At 48.6% G+C, this 22,566-nt stretch carries 18 protein-coding genes and 3 tRNA genes; 6 read left to right on the top strand and 15 right to left on the bottom strand.

From position 1 onward, the window contains the following. Positions 1–32 precede the first annotated feature (32 nt). From dapA to HMPREF9469_RS19755, 3 genes are read right to left on the bottom strand one after another with little or no spacing between them, the layout of a single operon-like run. Positions 33–935, bottom strand: a complete 903-nt coding sequence (dapA, locus tag HMPREF9469_RS19765) for a 4-hydroxy-tetrahydrodipicolinate synthase (RefSeq protein ID WP_007865759.1) — start codon at positions 933–935, stop codon at positions 33–35. Positions 936–989: 54 nt separating this feature from the next. Then, complete coding sequence (locus HMPREF9469_RS19760) at positions 990–2,153, bottom strand: iron-containing alcohol dehydrogenase (RefSeq protein WP_007865756.1); 1,164 nt, start codon at positions 2,151–2,153, stop codon at positions 990–992. Further along, the gene (locus HMPREF9469_RS19755) at positions 2,147–3,454 is read right to left on the bottom strand and encodes a four-carbon acid sugar kinase family protein (protein WP_007865753.1); all 1,308 of its coding nucleotides are present in this window, start codon (positions 3,452–3,454) and stop codon (positions 2,147–2,149) included. The genes HMPREF9469_RS19760 and HMPREF9469_RS19755 overlap by 7 nt, the downstream gene beginning before the upstream one ends. 221 nt (positions 3,455–3,675) lie before the next feature. Here HMPREF9469_RS19755 and HMPREF9469_RS19750 point away from each other — a divergent pair, with 221 nt between their 5' ends. After that, positions 3,676–5,484 (top strand): sigma-54-dependent transcriptional regulator, encoded by a 1,809-nt coding sequence (locus HMPREF9469_RS19750; RefSeq protein WP_007865750.1) that lies wholly within the window; start codon positions 3,676–3,678, stop codon positions 5,482–5,484. Positions 5,485–5,488: 4 nt separating this feature from the next. Here the strand turns inward: HMPREF9469_RS19750 and HMPREF9469_RS19745 are convergent, their stop codons facing one another. The 3 genes from HMPREF9469_RS19745 to HMPREF9469_RS19735 are packed head-to-tail and all read right to left on the bottom strand — an operon-like array spanning position 5,489 to position 10,181. Continuing rightward, positions 5,489–6,757: a M20 family metallopeptidase gene (locus HMPREF9469_RS19745; protein WP_007865742.1), complete on the bottom strand. Its 1,269-nt coding sequence runs from the start codon at positions 6,755–6,757 to the stop codon at positions 5,489–5,491. Positions 6,758–6,799: 42 nt separating this feature from the next. Then, a complete protein-coding gene (locus HMPREF9469_RS19740; protein ID WP_007865741.1) occupies positions 6,800–7,843 on the bottom strand; it encodes a ribonucleotide-diphosphate reductase subunit beta in 1,044 nt (347 codons plus the stop codon). A gap of 55 nt (positions 7,844–7,898) precedes the next feature. Next, on the bottom strand, positions 7,899–10,181 hold the full coding sequence (locus tag HMPREF9469_RS19735) for a ribonucleoside-diphosphate reductase subunit alpha (protein WP_007865740.1): 2,283 nt from the start codon (positions 10,179–10,181) through the stop codon (positions 7,899–7,901). Positions 10,182–10,512: 331 nt separating this feature from the next. Here HMPREF9469_RS19735 and HMPREF9469_RS19730 point away from each other — a divergent pair, with 331 nt between their 5' ends. Then, positions 10,513–11,376, top strand: coding sequence for a YitT family protein (locus HMPREF9469_RS19730; RefSeq protein ID WP_007865739.1), 864 nt, complete (start codon positions 10,513–10,515; stop codon positions 11,374–11,376). A gap of 111 nt (positions 11,377–11,487) precedes the next feature. Here HMPREF9469_RS19730 and HMPREF9469_RS19725 read toward each other — a convergent pair whose 3' ends face one another. Genes HMPREF9469_RS19725 through HMPREF9469_RS19715 form a run of 3 tightly spaced genes read right to left on the bottom strand, consistent with a single transcriptional unit; the run spans position 11,488 to position 15,342 of the window. Continuing rightward, positions 11,488–12,669 (bottom strand): aldo/keto reductase, encoded by a 1,182-nt coding sequence (locus tag HMPREF9469_RS19725; protein ID WP_007865738.1) that lies wholly within the window; start codon positions 12,667–12,669, stop codon positions 11,488–11,490. A gap of 52 nt (positions 12,670–12,721) precedes the next feature. Then, the gene (locus HMPREF9469_RS19720) at positions 12,722–13,855 is read right to left on the bottom strand and encodes an alginate O-acetyltransferase AlgX-related protein (RefSeq protein ID WP_007865737.1); all 1,134 of its coding nucleotides are present in this window, start codon (positions 13,853–13,855) and stop codon (positions 12,722–12,724) included. Between the two features lie 14 nt (positions 13,856–13,869). Then, the gene (locus HMPREF9469_RS19715) at positions 13,870–15,342 is read right to left on the bottom strand and encodes an MBOAT family O-acyltransferase (RefSeq protein WP_007865735.1); all 1,473 of its coding nucleotides are present in this window, start codon (positions 15,340–15,342) and stop codon (positions 13,870–13,872) included. Positions 15,343–15,586: 244 nt separating this feature from the next. On the opposite strand from HMPREF9469_RS19715, the gene rpoN reads away from it, so the two are divergent. From rpoN to HMPREF9469_RS19695, 4 genes are all read left to right on the top strand, one after another. Then, on the top strand, positions 15,587–16,972 hold the full coding sequence (gene rpoN, locus HMPREF9469_RS19710) for an RNA polymerase factor sigma-54 (RefSeq protein ID WP_007865726.1): 1,386 nt from the start codon (positions 15,587–15,589) through the stop codon (positions 16,970–16,972). A gap of 152 nt (positions 16,973–17,124) precedes the next feature. Next, positions 17,125–17,197: transfer RNA gene (locus HMPREF9469_RS19705), tRNA-Phe, on the top strand. A gap of 24 nt (positions 17,198–17,221) precedes the next feature. Further along, positions 17,222–17,292, top strand: a tRNA-Gly gene (locus HMPREF9469_RS19700). Between the two features lie 24 nt (positions 17,293–17,316). After that, positions 17,317–17,388 (top strand) — tRNA-Gly (locus HMPREF9469_RS19695). A gap of 226 nt (positions 17,389–17,614) precedes the next feature. Here HMPREF9469_RS19695 and HMPREF9469_RS19690 read toward each other — a convergent pair. From HMPREF9469_RS19690 to HMPREF9469_RS19665, 6 genes are all read right to left on the bottom strand, one after another. Beyond that, the gene (locus HMPREF9469_RS19690; RefSeq protein WP_007865725.1) at positions 17,615–18,829 is read right to left on the bottom strand and encodes a tyrosine-type recombinase/integrase; all 1,215 of its coding nucleotides are present in this window, start codon (positions 18,827–18,829) and stop codon (positions 17,615–17,617) included. 172 nt (positions 18,830–19,001) lie between these two features. After that, the gene (locus HMPREF9469_RS19685) at positions 19,002–20,009 is read right to left on the bottom strand and encodes a hypothetical protein (protein ID WP_007865724.1); all 1,008 of its coding nucleotides are present in this window, start codon (positions 20,007–20,009) and stop codon (positions 19,002–19,004) included. A 166-nt stretch (positions 20,010–20,175) separates the two neighbouring features. Then, on the bottom strand, positions 20,176–20,799 hold the full coding sequence (locus tag HMPREF9469_RS19680; RefSeq protein ID WP_007865720.1) for a hypothetical protein: 624 nt from the start codon (positions 20,797–20,799) through the stop codon (positions 20,176–20,178). 181 nt (positions 20,800–20,980) lie between these two features. Further along, positions 20,981–21,763, bottom strand: coding sequence for a hypothetical protein (locus HMPREF9469_RS19675; protein WP_007865719.1), 783 nt, complete (start codon positions 21,761–21,763; stop codon positions 20,981–20,983). Next, the gene (locus HMPREF9469_RS19670) at positions 21,764–22,120 is read right to left on the bottom strand and encodes a hypothetical protein (protein ID WP_007865718.1); all 357 of its coding nucleotides are present in this window, start codon (positions 22,118–22,120) and stop codon (positions 21,764–21,766) included. Then, the gene (locus tag HMPREF9469_RS19665; RefSeq protein WP_007865716.1) at positions 22,104–22,475 is read right to left on the bottom strand and encodes a hypothetical protein; all 372 of its coding nucleotides are present in this window, start codon (positions 22,473–22,475) and stop codon (positions 22,104–22,106) included. The genes HMPREF9469_RS19670 and HMPREF9469_RS19665 overlap by 17 nt, the downstream gene beginning before the upstream one ends. Between the last annotated feature and the right edge of the window lie 91 nt (positions 22,476–22,566).

The raw sequence follows: 22,566 nt of genomic DNA, 5'->3' as shown, positions 1-22,566 counted from the left end.
AATTCCTATGATCAGACGTTCCTCCATCTCCATCAGCACATTCCTTTCTCGTGGTTTTCAGCCAGGACTTTCTTTAATGCCTCAATTCCCTCTTCCGGAACCTGGTTAAAGGGCGCACGGCATTTTCCCACCGGATATCCAAGAAGGGCTACAGCCGTCTTCACAATGGTGTTGGGATTGCCGTACTTAAAGCATGCGCGGAAGGACCGGATGCTGTCCTGCGCCTTTCTGGCGCCTTCCAGATCTCCTGCCGCAAAGGAATCATAGATAGATGCCATCACCTCCGGAAATACATTTGCGCAGCCTGCGATACCGCCTGCGCCTCCTGCCAGGAGATTCCAGAGTATGAGGGAATCATTGCCGGAAAGGACTGCAAAATCGCCGCTCTCACGGGTCTGTTCTATGTACTGGAGCATATTGTCAAAGTTTCCTGAGCTGTCCTTGGCTCCCACAATATTTTCTATTTTACTCAGACGGGCTACCGTGGCCGGAGCCAGGGAATTACCGGTTCTTGCAGGGATATTGTAGAGTACGATGGGCATATCCACCGCCTCCGCCACTGCCTTGTAGTGCTCATACAGTTCATTCTGGGAAGCGGCTGCAAATGACGGGGTAATGATGGAGAGCACGTCCGCGCCAAGAGACTTGGCCATCCCGGACTGGCGGATGGTATCCCTGGTACTGATGCATCCTGTTCCCGCATAGACAGGGACGCGTCCTTTTGTCTCATCGATTACAATACTCAGCACCTGTTCCTTTTCCGCCTCACTTAGTATGTATCCTTCTCCGTTTGTCCCAAAGGGAAACAGTCCGTGTACTCCTCCATTGATCTGACGGTTGACCTGATTTCTCAGTTCCCCTTCGTTAATGGTCTCGTCCTCATTCATGGGAGTTATGATCGGCGGGATGATTCCCCTAATCTCTACTTTTTTCATTTTCTCTTCCTCTCCTCCTTTTGCTAAGATCCGTAACTGCTGATTTATCCATGTTTACCGCATGATCTCCAGATACAGTTTTCTTGCATCCTCCGCAGTCACTTCCCGCATATTGTTTACCAGAAGCCGCTTTACATCCATTCCCGCTTCCACCAGAACATCCAGATCCTCATCCCCGATCCCGTATTCTTTCAAGCTGTTTGGTATCTCCAGATGTTTTACGATCTCATCCAGGCGTCTAATGATCCAGGCGGATTTTTCTTCCGGCGGCAATCCGGATTCCCGTCCGCCCTTTGCCACCCGGTCATAGACAGCTGCCAGACGTTCCCTGCACGCAGGTTCATTAAACTTCATTACCGGAGTAAGCAGCATGGCATTGGATACGCCATGGGGGATGTGGTACTTGCCTCCCAGGGGATAGGACAATGCATGTACGGCCGTTGTTCCCGAAGCTGTGATGGCTGCCCCTGCGTAAAATGCGGCGATCAGCATGGCGTTCTTGGCATCCAGGGCATCGGGGTCGTCACAGGCCCTCTCAATATGATTGAATATGAGGTCCAGGGCCTCCAGGGCAAAGGTATCGCTGAATGGGTTTGCCTTATTGGAAGTATAACACTCAATCCCATGGGCCAGGGCATCCACTCCCGTGGCCGCCGCGATCTTTCTTGGGAGATGTCTGATCATCTCCCCGTCCAGGATCACGTAGTCGGCAATCATTGCATCATTGACAATTCCTACCTTCAGCTCTTTTTCAGGCACGGCCACAATGCTGTTGGGCGTGGCCTCCGAGCCTGTGCCGGCCGTGGTCGGTATCATAAGAGTGGGAACGCATTTACCTGCAAGCCCGGGGTTATCCAGCAGATCCCTCACCGTATATGCGTCTGTGGCAAGCACAGAGGCAAGCTTTGCAATATCCATTACGCTTCCTCCGCCCACTGCCACAATAAAATCAGATTTCTCAGCCTTAAACCTATTAATAACCGCCTGTGCCTGGTCGCAGTCAGGTTCTGCCGGAAGTCCGTCCAGAACCGAATATTCCACTCCCGCTTCCTTTATAAGGGATAACGGCTTTTCAAGGAGGCCTGCTCCGATGATCCCCTGGTCGCTGAACACCGTCACCTTTGTTGCGCATTTTCCCACGATCTCTTTCACGTGGTCCAGGGCGCCCCGGCCGCTGTATACCCCATGGGGCATTTTTAATGTATACTGTGTTAACATAATGCTCTCTCCTTCTTATCCAATATGGTATCCGCCAGCTGTACCAGCAAATCCTCAGAGCCAAAGCCGCCCGACTTGGATATAGCCTGATACATATGATCGCTGATCCTAAAGCGTGAAAGCACGGTTCCGGGAGCCATTTCGCACACCGGTTCCATCTCACAGACCTTTATCTGATTCATAAATCCCATCAGCGTGTCGCCCCCCGTTATCAGAAGCGTACTGTTAAGCCCCCGTTCCACCATATTCCCCAAAACAAAACCCATGGCATCTGCGATCCTGGTCCTCACTTCCTCCAGGCTGATGCCCTTCTTCCTGGCATATTCCAAGGTTTCATCCGTACCATCGGGATCATTGCTGTCCAGAATGCACCGGCTCTCGATCTGGCAGCGCAGCATCCACCGTCTTAAGGTCCCCTGGCCTTCCTCCGAGTCCCAATATCCCCTGTCCAGCTTCTGACGCGGGGTCAGACGGATTCTCGTAAACCCATGAGCCTGCGCATAATCCAGCTGGCTCTTTGTAATGGGATTCACACTGCCGCAAACCACCAGGAAGCGGGATATGAATTCAGGTACATGTGATTCCCCGCCCTCCAATCCCAAAAGCTTGGGGAGTACGGATGCAAATCCCGCACAGCCGGCCATGATTGACAGACAGCCTTTACGGTACAGGTCAGAGGCAGCTGTTATCAGGCTTTCCTGTGACTGGGCATCATACACCACTATTTTAGATTGCTGTCCCCTGTTTGGTTCCCGGGCAGTCTCCATCCGGTCCATACCCCTTTTGTCATCCTCTTCCCTCATCACTTCCACCTGTATATTGCTCTGCTGGTGGATGATATCCGGTATAAACGAACAGGTCACCGGCTCAAAGGGATCCCGCCCAAATACGCTGTCCTTTACCGGGATATTGTTTATATAATGAACACCTTCCCTTGTGATTCTCCCCATCTGGGGAAACGCAGGTATAAACGGAAGGCTGTCCTGTCCCGATGCATCCAGCAGGGCTGTGAGTTCACTGCCAATATTCCCTCTTAAGGCCGAGTCCGTCTTCTTATAGATAAAGGGCACTCCGCAGGCCATGGCCCGTTTCGTGATATTCCATACTACTTCATATGCCTCCCTGCCGTCAAGATGCCGTGTCTCCGCATCCATGACCAGGACCCTGACACCCGGCTGCGACTTCCTGTAGTCATACCTGATATCCGTGACCACCCTGACACCTGCACCTGCTGCTGCAAACTGCACTCCTGTATCCAGGGCACCTGTAAAATCATCTGCTATTATCAGTAAGGTTATCACTCAATCACCACCCGTCTCCTTTTATGTTACATATATGAACATATCGTTTCTGTCTTTTAGTTTTTTCTTAGTTCTGTTTCAGTTTACTAAATAATCAGAGGATTTTCAACTGGTCCCATGTACTTTTTTGTCTATTTTTGAAACATCATTTCTTTTCGTCTGGACTTAAGTGTTCAAATATGTTACAATTGTTTCAAACAGAAACAGTGGAGGTGTTGCATATGGATTCGCCCAAGATCAAAGTCCTTGGAATCGCCCCTTATGAGGCCATGAAAACTATAATGGAAAAACTGGCCAGAAAGAGGCCGCAGATGGATTTGGATGTCTATGTGGGAGATTTAAAGAAAGGGGTTGATATTGCACAGAAGTATACTCAGGCAAACTATGATGTGATCATATCCCGCGGAGGCACAGCGGAGATGATCGGAAAGGTTACCCACATACCCGTCATCGAAATCAGCCTGTCCGTATATGATATCCTGAGAGCCATGAAGCTGGCGGAAAACTATTCTGACAAATATGCAGTTGTGGGATTTCCCGGCATTACCGGCAGCGCGCATCTGCTCTGCGACCTGCTCCAGTATAAACTGGACATTGTTACCATCCACAGCGAAAGCGAGGTGGAGGCCACCCTGCGGGATTTAAAGAAAAACGGCTGCCGCATGATCCTGTGTGACATGATCGCCAACACCACTGCCAAAAAGCTGGGCCTCAACTCCATCCTGATCACCTCAGGAAGCGAGAGCATTGAGAATGCCTTTGACCAGGCATATAAGCTGTGTATCAGCTATGCCAATATTAAGGAAGAGAACTCCCTTTTAGGCGAGATCATCCGGGGGGAAAATTCCGATACATTTGTATTTGACGAAAAGCAAAACCTTTATTTCACCACCTGGGACAATGATGGCTCTGAAATCACCGACATTCTTCGCAGGGAGATACCGGAAACCCTGAACGGGGATAACTACAAGGCTTTCCGCAACATAGACGGCAACCTTTTCTCCATAAACAGCCGTGTAATTGAAAAACCCCTGCACCGGTATGTTGTATTTTACGTCTCATCCACCAAGGTGCCTATGGCCACCAGCAAATATGGCATACTGTTTTCAAATAAAAGAGAGGCTGAGCAGCATTTCTACAACAGTTTTTACAGCATCACCGGCTCCATGCAGGGCCTGAGAAGCACGGTGGAGCAGATCAGCCAGAGCAGTTTTCCTGTTATGATATCCGGTGAGGAGGGTACAGGCAAGGAGCAGATTGCCCGGGCCATCTACGCCCAGAGCGCACTGCAGCACAATCCACTGATCGCCATTAATTGCAGCCTTGTGAATGATAAAAGCTGGGGCTTTTTAACCAATCACTACAATTCACCTCTAAATGACGACAGCAATACGATTTACTTTAGAAATATTGAAGAACTTCCCACGGAACGGCGTAAACAGCTTTTGTCCATCATACTGGACATGAATCTGGACAAGCGGAACCGGCTCATATTCTCCTGTGTCAGCGCCAGCCAGACAGCCCTGCCGTCTGCTGCCAGGGAATTTGTCAATCTCCTCTCCTGCATGACCATCCATCTGCCGCCTCTGCGGGAACGGGCCGAGGAGCTTCCCACCATCTCCAGTTTGTACCTTGGCAACCTGAACGTGGAGCTGGCCCGGCAGATCATTGGGTTTGAGTCTGAGGCAATGGCATTGCTTGAGGCATATGACTGGCCTTATAATTATACTCAGTTTAAGCGGGTGGTCAACGAACTGGCGGTCATTACCTCCACGCCCTATATAAGCGCCCGGGATGTCAGGAACTTATTAGAAAAAGAAAAGGCCTCCTCTTCTGCCGGCAGCAGCCAGCCAGCAAAGACCCGTCATACAGGTCTGGATGTGGACCGCACTCTGGACGAGATTACCTGTGATATAATCAGTCAGGTGCTGTCCAGGCACAACGGCAACCAAAGCGCGGCCGCCAAACAGCTGGGGATCAGCAGGACCACCCTGTGGAGATACATGAACCGAAATCAGGAACGGTCATGATCTGCTAAAACACCGCGTTTTCAGCCAGATGCCACAGCACCTCCCGGCACCTGCACACATCCTCATACGGCACGAACTCATTGGGCTTGTGGGCCAGTTCCAGGCTTCCAGGCCCATAGGACATGCAGTTATGGCTGCCCAGGGTGCCGGCGATCACTGCCGTGTCCGTATAACCATTAAAAGAACCAATCACCGTATCTTTGCCTGTGACTTGATCGCATGTTTTTTTCAGCAATTCCAGGAGCAGAGATCCATTATCCTTTTCCACGTAGGGCCGGTCCCCTGTTATGATATAATGCCCCTTTACTCCGGGAACCTCCTTTTGCGCCAGGTCTATGGCCTGTTTTATAATCGCTTCTGCCGCCCGGGTATCCGTGGGCGGCACCAGCCTCATATCGATCCACACCTTACAGGAATCCGGCACCACATAGGGACGGTATCCTCCGGTTATCTGGCCAAAGGTCACGGTAGAGTTTCCAAGGTCTGCATGGGACGGACAGTCCGCTATGGACTTGCGTATAAAGCTCACCGCCTCGGCCATGGCCGCGATGGCATCCGCTCCCTTCCATGGATTGCTGGCATGGGCCGTGATCCCGTCCATGGTAAGTTCAAACCAGGTCCGGCCCTTGTGGGCCACCTGGATCTGCCCATCCGTTGGCTCCGTGTCCAGGATCCAGTCATCCCTGTGTACCCAGCCTTCCCTGATAGCGGTCTCCACCCCGCGCATAAAATCCTCCTCATCCACAGTCCCTATAAAGGCAAAGGAACGCTTTGGAAGCTGTCCGGTCTCTCCTCCAAGTCTGACTGCCTGTGAAAATGCAGTCAGGGCGCAGGCCAGGCCGGATTTCATATCGCAGGCCCCCCTGCCGTAAAGACGTCTTTCCTTCACCACCGCTCCCAGGGCCGGTGTATCCGCATTCCACCCATCTCCCAGCATCACCGTATCCATATGGCATATGTAGATCAGACCCGGGCCCGGTTCCCTGCCCGGTATGCGGGCCATTATATTAAACCGTCCGGGAAGCACCTCAGATTCCTCCAGCCTGATCTGGTCCGCCAGGTCCCCGGCATACTCCCCGATCCTCTGCTCAAGCCACCGGAAAATCCATTTTTCAATGGTGCCTTCATAGGCTCCGGGATCGGAACTGTCTATCTCCACCAGCTGCCTGGTAAGCTCCCAGGCTTCCCGGTTTAACTTCTGCCTGCCTGTTTCCTGTTCTTTCCCTTTCTGTTCTTTCCCTTCCCGTTCTTCTTCCAACTCTTCTGCTTCCATCTGTCATTTCCTCCATCCATCCTATATTACAGCACATGCTTCCTATAGATCATCAATGATCGCCGCGCTCTTTGCATAGGCCGTGCTCTTTGCCTCAAAAAAATCCGTCTTCACCATGTTGGCATTGGAATACTGATTGACCCATGCCATGGACTCCGGCTCCTTTTCAGATCCGGGGTACAGGGGCTCAAATCCAAGACTGGTCCAGCGCAGGTTGCCAAGGTAGCGGATATAGGAAGTGACCATATCCTTTGTCAGCCCCGGCACCTCATCACCGATCACATAACATCCCCACTGGATCTCCTGTCTCACCCCTTCCCGCAGCATTTCCTCCATCATGCTCACATTCTCCCGGGTAAAAAGACCGGGTTCTTCCTTTTTCAGTTCTGTGATCATGTTGCGGAACAGCCACAGATGGGTGTTCTCGTCCCTGTTGATATAGCGGATCTCCTGGACGCTTCCCGGCATTTTCCCGTTGCGCCCCAGATTATAAAAGAACATGAACCCGCTGTAAAAGTATATGCCCTCCAAAATGTAATTAGCCATCATGACCCGAAGAAGCGTCACATCATCCTTCTTTTCCTGGAATTCGTTGTACAGGTCTCCGATAAATGTATTCCTTTGCAGCAGATGGCTGTCCTCCTTCCACTGGTAAAGGATGCGGTCCCTCTCCACAGGACTGCAGATGCTGTCCAGCATATAACTGTAGCTCTGGCTGTGGACCGCTTCCTGGAATCCCTGTATGGTCAGGCACAGATTCACCTCATTGGCCGTTATGTACTGGCCGATGCAGGGAAGGTTGGCTGTCTGAATGGAGTCCAGGAACACCAGGAAACTGAGTATTTTGTCAAATGCATCCCGTTCCGGCCCGGAGAGCATCTGATAGTCCTTTACATCCGTGCTCAGATTGATCTCCTCCGGTATCCAGAAATTATTCATAGCCTGTCTGTACCAGCTGCTGGCCCAGGTATATTTCATATTATTAAAGTCGTTGAGATTGGTGGTATTTCCCCCGATCATCCTTCGGCTGTTCTTGTCCGTGTCTCCCTGGGGATTAAACAGGGGTTTTGTTTTTAGTACTGTCATATCTGTCCTTTCCTTCCTTGGCATGCTCTGCAAACTGCGTTTAACAGCCTTGAAATCAGCTTGAGCAGCTTTCGCACTCCTCCACCTCCAGAGACCGGCTGCGCACATAATAAAGGGTCTTCACCCCCTGCTCCCATGCCAGAATATAGAGGTTTAAAAGCTGACGCATGGTGTATTCATTGGTAATATACAGGTTCACGCTCTGCGCCTGGTCAATATGGCGCTGGCGTGCGCCGGCCGCCCTCACTGTATAGGTCTGGTCAATGGTATAAGCACTCTTATACAGCCAGAACGTGCCCATGGTCAGTTCCGGAGCAACCCTTGGCATGATGGAGTTCTTCTTTTCCTCCAGATAAAAGCGCTTCATCACCGGGTCCAGACCTGCGGTGGTGCCTGAGAGTATGCTGGTGCTGCTGGTGGGCGCCACTGCCATTAGGTAGGCGTTGCGCATTCCCTGTTCGGCCACGGTGCGGGCCAGTTCCCGCCACCTGCCGCTTACATATCCCCGTTTTTCAAAATATTCCCCTGTCTGCCACTCACTTCCCTGAAAATATGCATAGCTTCCCTTCTCCGCACCAATAGCGCTGCTTGCTTTGACGGCGGCGTAATTGATCCGTTCAAACACCTGGTCCGCAAATACGATATGCTCCTCGCTCTCCCACCTGATACCATGCTTTGCCAGCATGTGATGGTAGCCGCTGACTCCCAGACCAATACTTCTGTACCGCCTGTTTGTCACCTTGGCATAGGGAAGGGGATAAAAATTCAGGTCTATAACATTGTCCAGCGCCCTGACCGCGCAGGATACGATCTCCTCCACCTCCCGGCCCCTTGTGACATCAATGTTCCCCAGACAAAGACTGGCCAGATTACAAACCACAAATTCTCCGGCCCTGGTAGTGTTCACGATCACCGTATCCCCGTCCTGGTCCACGATTTCCGTGGATACTGTTTCAATGGCCTCCATATTCTGGGCAATCTCAGTGCAAAGATTGGAGCAATAGATCATTCCCTTATGGCTGTTGGGGTTTGCGCCGTTTACCAGGTCCCTGTTAAAAGCAAAGGGAGTCCCTGTCTCCACCGCAGACTTGAGGATCATCCTTACCACATCTTTTAAAAGCACGGTCCGCTTGGAAATGCGCCGGTCCTTCACGCAATCCCAGTACCGTTCTTCCCACTCCGCGCCATAGGAATCCTCCAGGCAATACCCTTTTGCCGCCTTGATCTCATGGGGACACATCAGATACCAGTCCTGGTCCAGGCTCTCTTTTGCCATTTTCCAGAACAGATCCGGATAGCAGACTCCCGGGAAAATGTCGTGGGCCTTCATCCTGTCGTCTCCGTTATTGGTGCGGAGCTGAAGAAACTCCGGCAGATCCTTATGCCACACATCCAGGTACACGGCCGCGGCGCCCTGGCGCATCCCCAGCTGGTCAACGGCCACAGCCGTATCATTGACAAGCTTGATCCAGCGGATCACTCCCCCTGCCGCGCCCTTAAATCCGCGTATGCTGCTTCCCGTTGCCCTGACCTTTCCAAAATACAGGCCCATGCCGCCACCGAACTTGCTCACCTGGGCAAAGTTGTCCACACTTCTGTAAATACCTTCCAAACTGTCGGGCACTGTGTCTATAAAGCAGCTGGACAGCTGGTGATATGGTTTTCTTGCATTGGAAAGGGTTGGCGTGGCCATGGTGACCTGCATCAGGCTCAGCATATCGTAAAACCGGCGCACCCATTCCATGCGCCCGTTCCTGTCCTCCTTCATGGCCAGATGGAGCGCAATGCCCAGATACATTTCCTGGGGTGTCTCCAGGGCGTGACGGCTGTGGTCCTGGATCACATAGCGTTTTAAAAGCAGGTCCAGGCCCGCGTATGTGAACAGGTGATTCCTGTCCTCACACAAATACCCTTCCGCCTGCTCAATCTCCTGCTTTCCATAATGCTCCAGGATGTAATCCCCGTAAAGCCCCTGTTCTGTGAGATATTGCAGCTTTTCATACAGGCAGGTGATCCCCAGGTCATCCAGGCGGTCCTGCAGCTCCATGGAAAACTGGCAGTATTTAAGCCTGGCCGCCACAAATTCCCATCTGGGATTCTCCTTGGAGGTAAGCTCGGCCGCGGACCGGATCAGGGCATCCATCCGCTCCGGGAACGTCATATCCGTTTTTTCAAATGCGCGGTACCGCTCAAACAGATGCTCCAAAGCATACCGGTCCTCTTCCCCCTCTTTTGGGAAATCCCTCTGTATTTCCCTCAGGCATCTCTCCAGACCGGCGCCTTTGTCTCCCCATCCTTCCAATTTCCCCAATCCTGTCTCTATATCCCTATCATTCATGATGTTATTTTTATCTCCTTCCATACATGCAGCGCAGTACTGACCTTACGGTCACGAAACCCATTATAAACCATATATCTTGTGGTTACAAGCCGTATTTTTACATAAATACCCAAAATACTGTGTTTTGTCTTTATTTACCATTTTTTATTTCCCTCAATTTTCAACGTCTTTCCACAGCCCCTGCATTGTACTTGTTTCAGCAAAAAAGGTGATTGCACTTGTAACATTTTGCGATTATTATATGGTTGAAATGTAACATTGAAATGATAATAACAATGCAGCCCCGGGCTGCAAAGGGGGTAAGCTTTCCAACCGGAAAGCAGGGATTATGAAAGAAATAAAAAATCCATTCCGGCGCACAGCCGCCGAGTATGGTGTCATAACTTTGAGTATCTGGATCATGGTGGTGGGCATTTACTTTTTTAAGTTTCCCAATCATTTTGCCTTTGGAGGAGTGACCGGTTTTTCCACTGTGGTCAGCGAGGTTACCAGGTGGTCTGCCGGCGATTTCACATCCATTGTGAATACGCTTTTACTGCTGCTTGGATTTATGTTTTTGGGAAAAGGATTCGGCATTAAGACCGTTTACGCAAGCATGCTTATGTCCTTTACCTTATCCCTCCTGGAACGTGTCTGCCCGCTGGCGCGGCCTCTGACTGACGAACCTCTGCTGGAGCTTATGTTTGCTATCTTCCTCCCCGCAGTGGGCACTGCCATTCTCTTTAACCTGGGGGCGTCCAGCGGAGGTACGGATATCATAGCCATGATCTTAAAAAAGCATACCAGCCTGAACATAGGCACGGTCCTGATGCTGGTGGATGTGGCAGCAGTGGCATCCTCATTCTTTGTGTTCGGACCGGAGACAGGACTGTTCTCTACCATTGGACTCGCTGCCAAGTCCCTTGTCATTGATGATGTGATCCAGAACCTGAACCTGTGCAAATGCTTTAACATTATCTGTGACAACCCGGAGCCGATCTGTGACTATATCATCAACACCCTTCACAGAAGCGCCACGGTCTACCACGCCCAGGGAGCATTTTCCCACAACGAAAAGACAGTTATCATGACCACCATGAAGAGAAGCCAGGCCCTGAAGCTGCGAAATTATATACGCGGCATTGAACCAACCGCCTTTATGCTGATCTCCAATTCCAGCGAAATTATCGGGAAAGGATTCCTGGCTAATTAAAAGGCCGGCAACAATAGAATCACTGATCCGCTTACAGCGGATTGACAAAACGGAGCCTGTTGCTGCAGCGGCTCCGTTTCTTATTATGTTCTATTTTCGATTGTTTCCGCATCACCTGATCTTAAGACAGGGATCTACTTCCTTTGGCGCTTCCTCCTTCACCCGGTCCATCCCAAGCTCCCCGGCCAGCGTTTCCAGATCTTTCCTTATATGGATCCCCTGGGGACAGACCGACTCGCACTTTCCGCACTTAATGCACGCTTGAGCGCCTGCGCCTGCTTCCTGCTTTTCTCTGAATGCTTTTCTTGCCTTTTCTTCAATGTCATACATGCTTCCTTCATTCCAAATGGCAAAATTTCCGGGAATATCCACCCCCGCAGGGCAGGGCATGCAGTAACGGCAAGCCGTACAGCTGTTCTTGATCCGGCTTCGGATCGCCTGGGCAGCCTGGCTCACCACCTGTTCTTCCTCTTCATCCAAAGGCACAAAGGGACTGAATGACCTTAAATTGTCCTCCACCTGTTCCGGGGATGACATGCCGCTCAGGATGACTTTAACATTGGGACGGCTCCCCACCCAGCGCAGGGCCCATGATGCGCAGGTGGCATCCGGGTCTGCTGCCCGGAACACGTCCTCCGCCTCTTTCGGAAGATTCGCAAGGGTGCCTCCCTTAACCGGCTCCATAACGATCATGGGGACCCCCATCTTCTCCGCCAGCGCATAGCCCCTGTCCCCGGCCTGGACATCCCTGTCCATATAATTGTACTGGATCTGACAGAAATCCCACTGTTTGTAGGTAATGATTTCCCGGAACATTTCATAATCATCATGGAATGAAAATCCCAGATGGCGGATCTTCCCTTCCCTCTTTAACTGCTCTGCCCACGGAATGATATCGGAGCGGACCAGCTTGTCCCACCGCTCCCTGTTCAGGGCATGGAGAAGGTAATAATCCACATATTTCACCTGGAGACGGTTCAGCTGTTCCTCGAATAACTCCTGGGCGTCCTGGGCTGAATCTGCTTTCCACACAGGTAGCTTGGTGGCCAAAAAGAATTGATCCCTGGGATATCCTGACAGCACGCGGCCCACAAACGGCTCACTGGCTCCGTCATGGTAGGGATATGCGGTATCGATGTAATTCACTCCTGCTTTTATGGCAGTGTCCAGCATCTTCGCGGCCTGCGCCTCATCGATCCTCCCATCCTCTGTCTTCGGAAAACGCATACATCCGAATCCCAGAAATGATACCCTGTCCTCTCCGTTATCAAATCTCATTGTCCTGTATCTCATCGTTAAAATCCTCCTTTTTTTAACACAATGCACATTCTTTGCTCTGATCCCACTATATACCGGCCAGCTGGTCCAGCAGCCCAAACATATAATCCGTATACCGTTCCGCGGCCTCTATCACCACCACATCCGGTTTCCGGTCCATCACTGCCGCCCCACAATCCTCGGTGCGGTAATCCAGCAAGGTCACATCCGGGTAATTCTTTGCAAAATATTCTGCCATATGGACGCCGAAGGAATCACGGCAGATCAATATTTTCCTGGTGTCATCCTGAACATCTGATGAATAGTGGGTCACGGTGCCCCTTTCATTTTCATAATCCATGGAAATGGTTATATCGTCCCGGTATCCTCCCACCTTCAGAAACGGATCGTCATCATAATAGTTCTGCAGGTTCAGCATAACGGCCAGATCCCCGCTAAAGGATCCCCTGTTCTCAATGGGGTACTCCATATAGGACTCAGGGCCGAATTTCTCATTGTCAATATCTCTGATCACCATCTGGGATGCCAGAAATGCCCCCATATCATTCCAATGAGTATCATACTTGCGGTATATCTGACACCAGTCATCCTTTGCCCTCTTAAACTCCTCCAGAGGATAGTACACGTCCGCATCCGTATGATCCCGCAGATATTCAAACAGCCTGTCCGCCTTGGACTCCTCATTTACAACCTTTATGCCGGAAGGCATATACTCACTATACACCTGCTCTTTGTTTGGCACAATATACAATATAAGTTTTATGTCCCTGGAGGCAAGATGATGGTCCGCCTGTTCCAAAAGCCGGGCAAAACACTCCAGCTTCTCTTCCGGATACCGGTTTGTTCCCTGATAATCAGCCAGGCTGTCCTCATTCTCGTTCTTAAGCTTATAGAACATCCAATCGTCCTGTCCCATCAGTACGGCATCTGAGGATACCTCCCCGAATACGCGGATATCCGCCAGCTTTACAAATGCCACCAGCGGATTCTTAAAAGCCAGGTGGTCATTAAAATAGGCGTCATACAACCCCGGATACGTCTTTATTCCACGGACCCTAAGAACAGGCTTTTCCTGGTAGACCCTGTTTTCATAATTCTCCGTGTCAACATAGTCCTTCAGGGGAATGAACAAAAGCCGGGGCAGCACCATCATCCCCATGAACATGGCTGCAAATATGTATGCTTTTGTACGTTTATTCATCCGGCGCCCCCTTCCTAGAATCTGAAGTATATAAACGGATTATATGTACTTCCCACAGCCACGGCCATACTATAGGCAAACAGCAGGATAAGCCCCATGCTTTCCGTCAGGGAAACGCTGTCTTCATCCAGCATATGCCGGGCCAGTCCGGGCAGCATTTTCTGCACCGGGCCGCAGATCAGAAAACCGACCATCATACATACCGTTGTCTTATGGGTGACAAACATGGACAGGTCATATATCCCGGGCTTTAAGAAAAACATCTGACGCAAAAGGGTCATGCCCCTGGTCAGAGAATCCGCACGGAACATGGTCCATCCAACCACAGTGACAAAGAACATATAAATATAGCTTATCACAGAAGAAAAGAATCCCGGAAACCGGTCCAGGAACTTTTTTAAAAACAGGCGTTCCAATATCTGCAGGCATCCATAATAGATCCCCCATGCAAGAAAGGACAGGCCGGCCCCATGCCAGAATCCCGTACAGAGAAACACTGCCATCAGGTTCACACAGGTGCGTGCCCTTCCCCTTCGGCTTCCTCCCAGGGGTATATAGAGATAGTCCTTAAACCAGGAGGACAGGGAAATGTGCCACCGGCGCCAGAACTCCCCCACATTCCTTGCAAGGTATGGATAATTGAAATTTTCCGGAATATAAAAGCCCAGCATTTTCCCTATGCCCACAGCCATATCTGAATAGCCTGAAAAATCATAATAAATCTGCAGGGTGTAGAGAACCCCTATATACCAGCCCAGACCGCCGCTGATCTGCTCCATGGGGCTCGACAACACCTTGTCCACGATACTGCCGAACTGATTGGCAAGGATCAGCTTTTTAGCCAGCCCGTAGATAAAGCGTCTGGCGCCGTAGGCAAATGTCTCCGGCGTGACATGACGCGTCTCTATGCATGCGCCAAAACCCCGATACCGCACAATGGGGCCCTGGATCATTTTCGGAAAAAAAGAAATGTAAAGCGCCAAATGGGACAGTTTTTTCTCCGGCTCAATGTCGCCCCTGTATACATCAATGATATAGGATATCATTTGGAATGTGTAAAAAGATATGCCGATGGGCAGCAGCAGGTTCCTGGGCGCCATGAGTTCACGGCCTGCCAGCCTTCCCAAAAGCCCTGTAAAAAAGTCAAAATATTTGAAATATCCCAAGAACCCCAGGTTAACTGCAAGGAGCAGGGCAAAAAAGAACGGGCGGATGTTCTGGAATACATGGCGCTGGGATACATGGCTCTGGGATAAGCAGCCCAGGGACTGAGCGGGACTGCCAACGCATCCCAGGATATGGGCGCCGTAAAAATTCACCAGCAGCGACACCAGCAGCAGCCATATGTATTCCTGCTCCCCCCAGGCATAGAAAATAAAACTGGCTGCCATGAGGAACCAGTTACTGATCCTGTGGGGAAGTATCAGATTTACGATCAGGACAAACGGCAGAAACAGCCATAAAAATATCATGGAGCTAAACAGCATATGAAACGGGTCCTCCTGGATTGGTTTTGGGAGTATATTCTATCTCACTGCTCATTGCCTACCCTCAGTGGACATTATACCACGCCCACCCCCTTTCCCACAAGACCGAGACGTTAAGCAGGGAATCAAAAGCAAGAAATCAAATGGGGAATCCGTCCAAGTCCCTGATTGTACTTGCCGGCCTTCTGTGTTATAATTGTATGGGCAAAAAAACATTGGACTGATGATGAAAGAAGGAAGTACTATGGATTTAAAACTGCAGGTGAAACAGACTCAGGCACTGTCTCAGCGTATGATACAGTCGGCAGAAATTCTTCAGATGACATCCCAGGAGCTGAATACATATATTAATGATCTGGCACTGGAAAATCCCGTAATCGATATTGTGGAACCTCCTGCCGAAACCCAGCAGAGGGAGTCCATCGAGGAACAGCAGTGGCTTAACTCCTTCAATGAGGAAAACTACTATCTTTATCAGAGACAGAATAATGATGATGACTACGATTTCAAGAGCAACTGGAATATCAACACGGATGACGGTGAGACACTCCAGGATTACCTCTGGTCACAGCTGGTCACAGAGGATTTTTCCCAACAGGAGACCGAGATCATAAAGTTTATGCTGGAATCCCTGGATAACAAAGGATATCTCAGCGAAAGCACGGATGATATCGCCGCATATTTTAAGGCCGATGCCGCACTGGTAGAAAAGCTTCTGTACTCCTTACAGGAACTGGATCCCGCAGGGGTGTGCGCCAGGAACCTGGAAGAGTGTCTTACTCTTCAGCTGGAGCGAAGGGAGATGCTCACTCCCATTCTGGCCGCCATTATTGATAACTGTCTGGAAATGGTGGCAAAAAACCAGATTCCCGCCATTGCACGCAAACTGCGCCTGTCCCCTGCTGAGGCAGCCGGATACTGCCAGATCATCAAATCCCTGAATCCCAAGCCCGGGGTCTCCTTTAGCAGCAGGGAAAAACTCAGGTATATCATACCGGACGTGACCATTGTAAAGTTTAAGGAACACTTTGATATTCTTCTCAATGAATCCATGTATCCTAATATAGAAGTTAACAGTTACTACAGTCAGATGAACCGCAACCCCGATTCCCCGGAGCTGAAGGAATACCTGAGCAACAAGATCCGTCAGGCGGAATGGGTGAAACAGTGCGTGGCACAGAGAGGCAAGACCCTGATGCAGGTGTCCAAAGCCCTGCTGGAACACCAGGAAGGATTTTTCACCTACGGCCCCTCCCACCTGGCTCCCCTGAAGCTGGCAGACATTGCCCAGGAGCTGGATATCCACGAGTCCACCGTCAGCCGGGCTGTAAGCAAAAAGTACCTACAGTGTTCCTGGGGCGTGTATCCCATGAACTTTTTCTTCTCCCGCCAGGTTTCGGTCCAGGAAAATGCTTCCGGCTCCCAGTCCTCCCAGGCAGTTACTGCCGCGGATATCAAACGGGCCCTTCGGGAGATCATAGATGCCGAGGACAAAAAAAAGCCCTACAGTGACCGCCTGCTGGGGGAAAAGCTGGGCGAGCGCGGCATTACCATCTCACGCAGGACCGTTGCAAAATACCGGGAAGAGGAAGAAATTGCAGATGCCAGCGGCAGGAAGGAATACGTGTAAATTAGGACTGAAAAAAATATTAATTGAATAATCGTTCAATACTCATAAAAATAATTCAAAAATCTCTTGACAACTGAGCAAAAACTAGGTAAAATATTAGCGTTGTCGGCATGATGAAACAACGCAATTACAGCGTTTTTATGCAGACCGATGCCCAGATAGCTCAGTTGGTAGAGCAGAGGACTGAAAATCCTCGTGTCGCTGGTTCGATTCCGGCTCTGGGCACTGCTGAGAAGCATTCAGCAGATTGCAGGTGTAGTTCAATGGTAGAACACTAGCCTTCCAAGCTAGATACGTGGGTTCGATTCCCATCACCTGCTTTTTAATCAAATATCTGTTATAATGCGCGAGTGGCTCAGTGGTGGAGTATCGCCTTGCCAAGGCGAGGGTCGCGGGTTCGAATCCCGTCTCGCGCTTTTTTTTAATGGCTGGAATTCCCTTGATTTACAAGGGGTTCCAGCCTTTTGCGTTCTCCAAAATGTTGTAGACAGTTGTAGACACTTCTCATTCTGTCCAGTTGGAGAAAAAGCGGTATGGTTCGATCCCCGTCTCGCGCTCTTTTTATTGGTAGCGGAAGTCTTGATTTATAAGGACTTCCGCTATATTTGTGTGTCTTTCAGGCTGTAGACAGTTGTAGACAGCTTACAAAGCCTTAGATATGAGGTCATAGGTTTCTTTTTCCGTCAATGGATTGTAGATATATCCGAGAGTGGTATTCAAGTTGCTATGTCCCAGCAGTTCCCGGATACAGTCCAGCGGTACGCCACTGGCGTTTAGGTTGCTGGCAAATGTCTTTCTCATTTTGTGAGTGGACTTTGTAGACAATCCCTGACGTTCTGCATATTTTTCCAGTACATAGGCAATCTGCCTTGATGTAAGCCGTTCCCCGTCCCTCATAAAAATGTAATCGCCGGTATGCCCTATCTTTTGCAGGATATTGATTGCCTTTGGAACCAGAACCACGAATCGGTCACGGTTTGTCTTTGTATGCTCCACTACCTCATATTGGTTTGTAACCTGATTTCTGACTTCTTCACGGACAATATGCAGATGGTTGATATTGATGTAATCGTCCCATTTCAGGGCTACCAGTTCCCCAACACGCAAGCCAAGCAAAAAATTTAATTTGACAGCCAGAAATGCGGTATCAAGCGTTTCTGTATACATGCGGTCAAGATACTGGTTTAAGTCATTCAGTTCATCAGAATTATAAGTTTCTGTTTTACCTGTTTTTCTGACTACCTGCTTAAACTTGACAAGAATCTGAACTTTGTCCATGGGATTCTCAGTCAGATATTTTTTCCTGATGGCATATTCAAACATACCGTTTAAGATTGTCTTGATGTTGCCCCATTCTTTACGGGGGAGATTAAACTCCCTTACAATGCGGTTACATTCTGATTCCAGCAGTAATTCATCTATCCTCTTGATTTTCCTGTTATGCAGGGCAGATGGTTCAAAATATTTGCTGTAATGCTGTTTATGCCGCTTGATGGTATTAGGGCTGTTGGTTACGGTCTGTTTGTATTCCAGCCATTCCTCATACAGTTCGTAAAAAGTCATTTTGTCAATGTGCGAATTTTGGAAGTATATCGGAATCAGCTTATCCAATAATTCATCTTCCGTCTGTGCCTTGATATTCTTTCTTTTTCCGTCTGACCCCTTATAGCAGGTCTGCCACCGTCCGCCCTCTTTTGCTGGCGGTGTGATGGCGTAATTATGTATTTTACGGACTTGTTCTCTCTTTGTTGACATAAGCGTATCTAGCACACTGTCTGTATCAAGTATACCGCATTCAAGGGCTTCCTTCAATAAAGAAAGATTGAAGATTTCCGAAGTATTTTTATTGTCATTCATATACGCCGCCTTGTAACAGGCGCAGGGAACAAAGTTTTATTTGGGGGATTGTTTGATTGAAATTTGATATGGTCTATGATTTTATAATTTGTAAGTATGATTATTTTCGTTATGTTTTTTGTTTGCAATAATTTTATCAGCGTATATTGTGAAGTCCCAACGCCTGTCAGATTTAATTATTAAATGGTGTATCTGCCCTGTCAACCGGCTGGAATCCATGCAGATAATCAATAGTGTCATATTCCTGCCATTCACCGGGAGCCGTGTATATCCTCACCTTATGAATACGCCGTATAAGGGCGTTCCATGTTTCTTTCTGCTCTAAGCGGATATTATGGTACTGGTCGTCTAATTTCCAGTTGGAAACGATATACACGAAGTTGTAGCAGGCTTGCCGGTTGTTGTACCTTGCAGGAAGTTGCAGAGGGTAGACGTCAAGGTAGTTCAGCATATTTCCTATTGGTAAATCGCTTCTAAACTCTTCAAAAACGATTACATCTTCCCCGGAGTATGTGTCAAATGGGTGTTTATAGTCCGTTACCCGGTATACATTAGAATCACCGTGATTATCAAGAATGTATCTTGATTTACCGTAACCGGTTGCACCACTGACATAGGTTACTAATAGATTCATGCGCCGTTCTGCCTTGTAGCGGCTGGAAAGTATCTCTAAACGTGCCTTATCAATGTGCTGTAGGTTCAGGAGGTTGTCTGGGTTGATTTCCAGAATCTCCACATTGGAATAGCCGTCCTTAATCATTTGGTATAGGTTGGCTAAATCGCTTCTTCGTCCCTGTCCCGTTTGCGGCATGGTTCCCCATTCCTCAAAGGTTTCCTTTAAATTAGTGCTTTCCTTCTCTGTATTTTCCCATTTCCCATCTTTGCGTATATATGCCCGGTTTTCTTCTGCCGTTCCTTGCGCTTCCTCTATGTGGGCAGATGGAAAGGTTTTCTTAATGCTTGAAAAGTAGACAGGATTCTTAAATTGTACAAATAAATGGGTATGGGGCGTTTTGGCAATTTCATCACACATACACCAATAGATAATATTCTCCCAGTTCGACAGTTTTTCTTTAATGGCCTGATGGGAGCAGTTTTTGTGCTTATCTGTATTATTAAATACACAATTATATTTTCGGCTACGCCGATTATTATTTATGTTTTTCTTTTTGGTTGTCATGGTACTTCCTTTCTATGTTCCGACACAGAGCCAACACAATCGGGTGGTATGCCGGAACCAGTGATTTTAAAGGATTCTTTGCGTTCTTGACACTGACACCGAAGTCGTGGTAATACTATGCGACTTCGGTATGGAGCAAGGGGCTTCGCCCCCTGCTCTGGTCAACCTATGGCTTATGCTCCGCAACGCCGCCGGTTGACTGTATCTGGTGTAGCAATTCCTGAATCGAGGGCTGTCTGTCCATATAGTTGCGTATACGTTTTAACAGTATATCTTGTTCAGGAATCCAAGGGACGATAATTTCTGTAGCCCCTTCCTGCCCGTCAATCAGAGCGATTCCTTGACCGGTTTTATAGTTCCGGGTATTGTTTAAATCTTCGCCGGCGAACAGCATAAGACGTTGTTCACGGCTAAGCCTTCCGAAGCAGAGAAGGTTTTGGAATTGCTCGCGTGATCCGGCGGAAAAGTTTGAACTGTCTGCCCTTTGGACAAGAAGAAAGATTCCAATTCCATTTCCAATCCCTCGTCCTAATGCTAGGATTTCTCCGACCTTCGCCATCAAATCATTCTTTTGCTTTTTGTCTATGCTCTCTATGTAGCTCAATAAGCCGAACCATTCCTCAATGACAAGCGTCACGTGACCTATCTCTGGATTTTGGTGATGTCGAATTTCAGAGTATAACTCATAGTAGTTGTATATCATAGAAACAGCACTATCAGCGCAGGAATAAGCGGAACAGCCTTTCAGAGGGGCATATTCCTTTCCGGCTTTAAAGTCTGCCAGATACAAAATGCTTTCCTGCTCCTGTAAAATATGATAGGCATACCAAAGAAAACTCTGCGACTTCCCACTTCCAGACTTGCCTGTAATCAGGGAATGGGGATTTTTACAAATATCAGTATGAATTGCGGTCTTTATTCCGTATTCTTCTCAATCTACAAGGCTATATCCGAGTATCATAAGCCACCTCCTAGATATGCTCAACTAATTCACGGGATTGCATGGAATGCCCCTGCTGTTCCTTTAACTCCCTGTATGCTTCACAGTCCAAAACTAAAACGATAATAGCGGTTGAACCAAGGTCTTTTACGGAATCTACATGCACTGGGGTAATAAGGCTATCCCCTACGGGCGCCGTGATTCCCTCTATTCCCTCTATTTGCGTTTTCGCTATAACATGAGAGGAAATTAGGTTGCTAACGTAGTCGGTTCCTTGTGAAAACGGCAGGGTCTTTGTTTTATGAAGCTGAAAATTATAGTAAATAATTGCGTGCCTGTCATCTATGGTTATCGGGGTGACAGCATTCAGCAGGTTGGGGGCAACAGGTTTCACCACCTCTATTAAACTGCACAGTCTTTCATCTAAAATCTTATAGAGGAAAAGACGCAGGTAGGCATATTGTGTAGAGGCATTCTTTTGCTGGCGTGCCAGTTCTTCCCGTTTTCTGCGCTCTTTTTCTTCACGGTGTTTACTTATCTGCGAAGTGATAGAACCTAAGAGCATGCACAGGCTAACAAAGAGTATGATAATCAACTCCGTGTTCTCAACCCAGATTCCATAGAGATATTCTATGGCTTTTACAAATGCAGTCAGAACCCAGATAACGGACATCAGACCCAACCCTAGAATCAAAGTAAATAAAATTAATTTCGATATCAACCGTTTGTTATTACGGAGCTGTGAAGGGACTTTTTTCAGTCCCTCCACGGCTCCATCGGTCAAGCGGTCAAATTTTTCAAGCCACTTGTCCAATTATGCTTTTGCCTCCTTCGATATCGTGAAACCAGAAGCCTTACATGACAGCGAATAATCTGTCATGTTGGCGGTTTTGTACCAACGGGCAGAAAAACCTTGAATCTGCTCAATGGGTACAACGGCGTTGGGGGTGCTGAACAGTTCGGGATTAATCAAGGCAGAACCGGGCACCTTCATTGAAATATGTTCGTATTTCCGAAACGGCAATACAATGTCATAGCTATGGCCGCCAATTTCTCCGGCAATGCCATCTTTGTAATCCTTGTAATAAGGGCGAACTCCCACACACAGGCCGGTTTGTCCCTGGGCTAACTCTGAAAAGTTGGTGATGATAAAATCACTCGGTTTCAACATATAACTTTCCTCCGTCTTCTATGTATTGTAATAACCCGTCAAGATATGAAGCAATTTGAGGGGCGATAGCGTAGGTTTTTGCAACACTTGTAATTTCCCATATGCTATCACTTCCGTTGAAAACAAACTCTTCATAACTAATTCGTGGCGGATTATCTGTCCCGAAGAAAATATGCATTTTCCCCGGTTCAGTGATGTAGTAATTCAATGCAGGGAACCCATTTAAATAGAGGTTACCCCGGATTGTATCACCATCATAGGTTTGCCATGTGCCATTTTTGAAAGGAAAAAATTTTCCCTTTGGCATTGCTGTTATCAATGCGATCACAGCAGATATTTCCTTCTTTGACTGCATTTGTTCCTCCTGTATTACTTTTATTGGATAGCTATCCTGTCTATATATTACCATTAATTGTATACGAGCAATAGAACACACGTATTAAGGA

Source organism: [Clostridium] citroniae WAL-17108 (assembly GCF_000233455.1).
GTDB lineage: Bacteria > Bacillota > Clostridia > Lachnospirales > Lachnospiraceae > Enterocloster > Enterocloster citroniae.
Note: the sequence above shows the minus strand (reverse complement) of the source record. Positions and strands in the feature narration are given on the sequence as shown.